The organism is Actinomadura sp. BRA 177 (assembly GCF_013372625.1).
Taxonomy (GTDB): domain Bacteria; phylum Actinomycetota; class Actinomycetes; order Streptosporangiales; family Streptosporangiaceae; genus Spirillospora.
Map to the genome: position 1 here is coordinate 1 of NZ_JABXFD010000568.1, position 5,701 is coordinate 5,701.

Below are 5,701 nucleotides of genomic sequence, written 5' to 3' on the forward strand. Positions count from 1 at the left end.
GTCCTGGACATCAACACCGTCGTCATCGGCGGCGGCGTCGCCGCCTCCGGCGACCTCCTCCTCGCCCCCCTCCGCAAGGCGATCGCCGAACGCGCCGGCATGCCCTACCTCCGCGACCTGCACGTATCCCCCACCACCCTGGCCCGCGACGCCGGCCTCTACGGCGCCGCCGCCCTGGCCCTCCTAGCCTCCAACACCCCCCTCACCCAATCCCACTGAATCCCACCCTCAACGCTTCCTTAACGCGGGCATAAGGAGGGGGCGGGCGGGGCGTGGGGGTGCGAGGTTTGCGGCGTGGCACTGCGAATGGGCAAAGACACCGGTTCGTTCGTCCCCGGCATGCCGGGGCAGCGGATGCGCCCCGCGGTGGTCGCCCGGGCCTTCCAGGCGCTGCCGTCGGCACACCGCGAGATCCTCACCGAGACGGTCTTCCGGGACCGGTCGGTCAACGAGGCCGCCGCCTCGCTGGGGGTGCCGGTAGACGTGGTCAAGGTCCGCGTCTACCACGCGCTCCGCGCGCTGAGCGCGGCCCTGGACGCGCCGCGCCCTACCGTGTGAGGTCGCGGACGAGGGCGGCGAACGCCTGCACCAGGGGGCCGTCGTCGCTCCAGGCGAGCGCGACGCGCAGCGGCTCCACGTCCGTGAGCGGCACCCACGCCAGGCCGGGGCGCGAGTAGTAGCGCGCCATGCTGGACGGCGCGAAGCAGATGGCCGTTCCCTCAGCGACCTGTTCCAGCATTTCTTCGACGTTGTCGTTGGTCGGACCCCAGCGTGGGGCCGATCCGTCGGGGCGCGGGTTGACCGCCCACCAGTCCACCCATTCGCGGGGCGCGCGTTCCGTCCACATGAGCGGCTCGTCCTTGACGTCCATGATGGAGAGGCCCTCGGCGGTGGAGAGCGGATGGCCGGTGGGGAGGCCGACGACGCGGGGCTCGGTGTGGACGATCTCCGAATGGAGGTTCGTCAGGTCGGCGGGCAGCCAGACGAAGGCGATGTCGACCTGGCCGTTGTGCAGGGCGGTGGCCTCGCCGCCCCAGTCGAAGCGCTTGGGCTCGACGCGGACGCCGGGGTGGGCGCGGGCGAACTCGGCGCGGGCCCGGGTGGTGAGGTCACCGGCGCCGCTGGCTTCGAAGCCCACGCGCAGGACGCCTGTCTGTGCGCGCCGGTGCCGGTCGGCGGCGGCCGTGATGCGGTCGGCCTGGCGGAGGGTGCGGCGGGACTCGGCGATCACGTCGCGGCCGGCGGGGGTGGGGGTGACGCCGGCGGCGTGCCGGTCGAACAGGCGGATGCCTAGTTCGGATTCGAGGTTCTTCAGCGCGTAGGACAGTGCGGGCTGGCTCACGAAGAGGGTCTCGGCGGCCCGTCCCAGGTTCTCTTCGTCCGCGATGGTGACCAGGTAGCGCAGCTGGCGCAGCTCCATGCTGGGATCATAAACGGTCTTTATCGAGTTGGTTGATCTCTGTCTTGGACGCGGGGGTTCCGGTATTGCGATAACTGGGGGCATGACGAATGAACGGGTTTGGCTGATCACCGGGGCGACATCGGGATTCGGGCGGGCGATCGTGGAGGCGGCGCTGGCGGCGGGTGACCGGGTCGTCGCGGCGGCGCGTCGGAAGGAGGCGCTGGACGACCTGGTGGAGCGGTATCCGGGGCGGGTGCACGCCGTCGTCCTGGACGTTACGGAGCAGAAGCAGATCGCGGACGCGGTCGCCGAGGCGGTGCTGTGGCAAGGGCGGGTGGACGTGCTCGTCAACAATGCCGGGCGCGGGCTCGTCGGCGCGGTGGAGGAGACGACCGACCGAGAGTTGCGGGATCTGATGGACGTGCACTTCTTTGGGCCTGCGGCGCTGACCCGGGCGGTGCTGCCGCACATGCGCCGGCAGGGGAGTGGGGCGATCGTGCAGATGTCCAGCATGGGCGGACGGTTCTCCTTCCCGGGCGTGGGCGCCTACTCGGCGACCAAGTTCGCCCTGGAGGGCCTGTCGGAGGCGCTCGCGCAGGAGGTCGCGCCGTTCGGGATCAAGGTGCTGGTCGTCGAGCCGGGCGCGTTCCGCACGTCGTTCGCTGGCGGCGGGCTCTACCAGACCTCTGCGATGCCCGAATATGCGGAGAGTGTCGGGCCCGTCCGCACGAACCTGCCGGACAGCGACGGCAGGCAGCCGGGCGATCCGGCGAAGGCGGCGGCGGCCATCGTGGCGGCTTTGGACGCGGACGAGACGCCGCTCAGGCTGCCGCTCGGCAACGACGCGGCGGACGCCGTCGCAGCGTCTCTGGAGGGAGCGCTCAAGGAGTTCCAGAGCTGGGAACCGGTTTCCCGGGGGACTGATTTCGACGAGTAGCCGATAAATGGGTTGCCGGGGCGGGAACCGTCCCGGCACCATGGGCGTCGGACGGAACGAGAGCGGAAGGAGAGGGAAGATGCGGCGCCATCGAATGCACAGCAGCAGCCTTTCCGGTCTCGGGAGTCGTCGAGGGACGTAGCAGAACGTCCTGACGTTGGCCGCCCTGAGACCATGGGCGGTCTTTTTGTTTTCCCGGAGGGTTGGCCGAGTGGTAAGGCAGCGGCCCGCTAAGCCGTGGTCAGGGGCAGCCCTGCGCGAGTTCGAATCTCGCACCCTCCGTGCCAGGTGAGGATGCTGGTGTGTCCGGCGGATTCATATCCCGCAAGAGGCAGGTTCAATTCCTGCACCTGGTACGTAACACACATGTCTCCGTGGCGCAGTGGAGAGCGCGCCGGGTTGCGGACCCGGAGGTGGCAGGTTCGATTCCTGCCGGAGACGCGGCCTTCGTGGTGTAGTGGTCTGCACGCCAGGTTGTGGTCCTGGAGGTGTCGGTTCGATCCCGATCGGGGGCCCTTTGTCCTGCGGTGACCGGCAGATATTGCCCATGCGCTGATATCCGGTTGCGTTGCGTTTGATCAACTCTGGAAAAGCCTTCCGCATGTACAGCTCCTCCCTGCACGCGATGCGGTCTCGGTTTCTGGCCTTCGGCATGCTGGCGGCGCTGGCGCTCGTCGCCTACGGCGGGCCCGTCCGGGCGGATCCCGGGCCCGCCCCCTACCTGGACCCGCACCTGTCCGTGCAGGACCGGGTCGACGACCTGCTCGACCGGATGAGCCTGGACGACAAGCTCGGCCAGATGACGCAGCCGGAGCGCAGGTACATCAGCCCGGCGGAGATCACCCGGTACCGGATCGGGTCGGTGCTGTCGAGCGGCGGCTCGGCGCCCGACCCGAACACGCCGGAGAGCTGGGCGGACATGTACGACGGGTTCCAGAAGGCCGCGCTCGCCGGGCCGCTGCACATTCCGATCATGTACGGGCTGGACGCGGTGCACGGCGACAACAACATGGTCGGCGCGACGATCTTCCCGCACAACATCGGGCTCGGTGCGACGCGGGACCCGAAACTCGTCCGGCAGATCGGTGCCGCGACCGCCGAGGAGATGGCGGGGACGGGCGTCGACTGGGACTTCGCGCCCTGCGTCTGCGTGGCCCGCAACGACCGGTGGGGACGCACGTACGAGTCGTTCGGCGAGGTGCCCGAGCTGCCGTCGATGATGACGACGATCATCGACGGGCTGCAGGGGGACGAGCTGGGCGGCCCCACGTCCGTCCTGGCCACGGCGAAGCACTATGTGGGGGACGGCGGCACCGAGGGCGGCGACGACCGGGGCGACACGAAGATCTCGGAGCGGGAGCTGCGCGCGGTGCACCTGCCGCCGTTCCAGGCGGCGGTGAAGCGCGGCGTCGGCGCGGTGATGATCTCCTACAGCTCGTGGAACGGGCTGAAGATGCACCAGGACAAATACCTGATCACGGACGTGCTGAAGGGTGAGCTGGGCTTCAAGGGCCTTGTCGTCTCCGACTACAACGGCATCGACGAGATCGACGGGAAGCCCGGATTCACGAAGGACGAGGTCGCCGCCGCGGTCAACGCCGGGATCGACATGGTGATGGTGCCGACCGAATGGCGCCGGTTCATCGACTACCTGCGGGACGAGGTGAAGGACGGCGACGTTCCGATGGAGCGCATCGACGACGCGAACCGCCGCATCCTGACGAAGAAGTTCGAGCTGGGCCTGTTCGAGCATCCGATGGCCGACCGCAGGTACCTGAAGACGATCGGCAGTGCCGAGCACCGGAAGCTGGCGCGGCGGGCGGTCGCCGAGTCGCAGGTGCTGCTGAAGAACAAGGACGACGTCCTCCCGCTGGACGACGACGACAAGATCTTCGTCGCGGGCCGCAGCGCCGACGACATCGGCATGCAGTCCGGCGGCTGGACGATCACCTGGCAGGGCGAGCCGGGCCCGATCACGCCGGGCACGACGATCCTGGACGGCATCCGCAAGGTCGCCGACCCGGACGCGACCGTCACCTACAGCAAGGACGGCACCGGCATCGACTCGTCCTACGACGCGGCGATCGCCGTCGTGGGCGAGACCCCGTACGCCGAGTACCACGGCGACCGGACCGGGGATCTGACCTTGGACGATGCCGACATGAAGACCATCGACCGGCTCCGCGCCGCCGGCGTCCCGGTGATCGTGGTCCTGGTCTCGGGCCGTCCGCTGGACGTCGCCAAGGAACTGCCGCAATGGGATGCGCTGGTCGAGGCGTGGCTGCCCGGCACGGAAGGCGAAGGAGTCGCGGACGTCCTGTACGGCGACGCCGATCCCCGCGGCAAGCTCCCGGTCACGTGGATGCGGAGCAGCGACCAGGAGCCCATCAACAAGGGCGACGGCAAGAAGCCCCTCTTTCCGTTCGGATACGGCCTGACCTACGACGACGATTGACCCGGCGGTCCGGCTCCGGCCATCGTGGGCGCGCGGCCGCGCGCAGCCTCGATCACCCCTTTTGACCTGGATATCCTTGGCGCTGCCGAAACCGCGCACGGCATAACGCAAGCAGCCGCCGATCGACCGCCGTCAAGAGGTGCCGTGTCGCAACATCCGCTGCACGGGGGAGACCCCTCGGTGCTCCGCCGCCTCAACTCGGCCGCGACGCTGCGGGCGCTGCGCGACGGCGGCGAGGGGACGCTGTCGGAGCTGGCCGGACGGGTCGGGCTGTCCCGGCCCACCACCGAGGGCGTGCTGGGCGAGCTGATCCGGCGCGGACTGGCCGCGGAGAGCGCGCCGCGTCCGGGCGCCGGGATCGGCCGTCCCGCCCGCCGCTACCGGTTCCGCGCCGAGGCCGGGCACGCGCTCGGCATCGACATCGACGCGCACCGGGTGCGGCTGCTCGTCGCGGACCTCACCGGCGAGGTCGTCGGCCGGCACCGTGCCGCGCTGGACGTCCAGGCCCCGCCCGGCGAGCGGATCGCGGCGGTGCGCGCCGCGGTCAGGGCGTGCCTCGGCGCCGTGCGGATCCCCCGGCGGTCGCTGTGGGCGGTCGGCGCAGGCACCCCCGGCGTCATCGCGCCGGACGGGACGGTCACGTCCTGCACGGCCGTGCCCGGCTGGGCGGGCGTCCGCCTGGCGCGCGAGTTGGGCCGCTCGTTCCCCTGCCCCGTCCTCGTCGAGAACGACGCCAACCTCGCCGCGATGGCCGAGCGGTGGCGCGGCGCCGCCCGCGCCGCCGACGACGCCGTGTGCGTGTCCTCCTGTCCCTTATACACCTCCGACGCTGCCGACGAAGAGGCTAGGGTACACCGCGGTCTGCACCCGAAACATCACACAACAAGAACAAACAGCGCACGACACG

6 protein-coding genes and 4 tRNA genes are annotated in these 5,701 nt (G+C 70.2%); 9 read left to right on the plus strand and 1 reads right to left on the minus strand.

Going from position 1 to position 5,701, the window contains the following annotated elements:
• On the plus strand, window positions 1–219 hold a 219-nt coding region (locus HUX53_RS32250), incomplete at its 5' end, for an ROK family protein (protein ID WP_176406993.1).
• Between the two features lie 75 nt (window positions 220–294).
• Complete coding sequence (locus tag HUX53_RS32255) at window positions 295–558, plus strand: sigma factor-like helix-turn-helix DNA-binding protein (protein ID WP_309237538.1); 264 nt, start codon at window positions 295–297, stop codon at window positions 556–558.
• Here the strand turns inward: HUX53_RS32255 and HUX53_RS32260 are convergent.
• Complete coding sequence (locus tag HUX53_RS32260; RefSeq protein WP_176406994.1) at window positions 548–1,420, minus strand: LysR family transcriptional regulator; 873 nt, start codon at window positions 1,418–1,420, stop codon at window positions 548–550. The genes HUX53_RS32255 and HUX53_RS32260 overlap by 11 nt on opposite strands.
• 82 nt (window positions 1,421–1,502) lie before the next feature.
• Between HUX53_RS32260 and HUX53_RS32265 the strand changes: the two genes are divergently transcribed.
• The 7 genes from HUX53_RS32265 to HUX53_RS32295 form a co-directional block, all read left to right on the plus strand.
• Window positions 1,503–2,339, plus strand: coding sequence for an oxidoreductase (locus HUX53_RS32265; RefSeq protein ID WP_176406995.1), 837 nt, complete (start codon window positions 1,503–1,505; stop codon window positions 2,337–2,339).
• A 197-nt stretch (window positions 2,340–2,536) separates the two neighbouring features.
• Window positions 2,537–2,621 (plus strand) — tRNA-Ser (locus HUX53_RS32270).
• 1 nt (window position 2,622) lies between these two features.
• Window positions 2,623–2,695, plus strand: a tRNA-Met gene (locus HUX53_RS32275).
• 12 nt (window positions 2,696–2,707) lie between these two features.
• Window positions 2,708–2,780 (plus strand) — tRNA-Arg (locus HUX53_RS32280).
• A gap of 2 nt (window positions 2,781–2,782) precedes the next feature.
• Window positions 2,783–2,854 (plus strand) — tRNA-His (locus HUX53_RS32285).
• An 86-nt stretch (window positions 2,855–2,940) separates the two neighbouring features.
• Window positions 2,941–4,794, plus strand: a complete 1,854-nt coding sequence (locus HUX53_RS32290) for a glycoside hydrolase family 3 N-terminal domain-containing protein (protein WP_255205854.1) — start codon at window positions 2,941–2,943, stop codon at window positions 4,792–4,794.
• A 144-nt stretch (window positions 4,795–4,938) separates the two neighbouring features.
• On the plus strand, window positions 4,939–5,701 hold a 763-nt coding region (locus tag HUX53_RS32295; protein ID WP_176406996.1), incomplete at its 3' end, for an ROK family transcriptional regulator.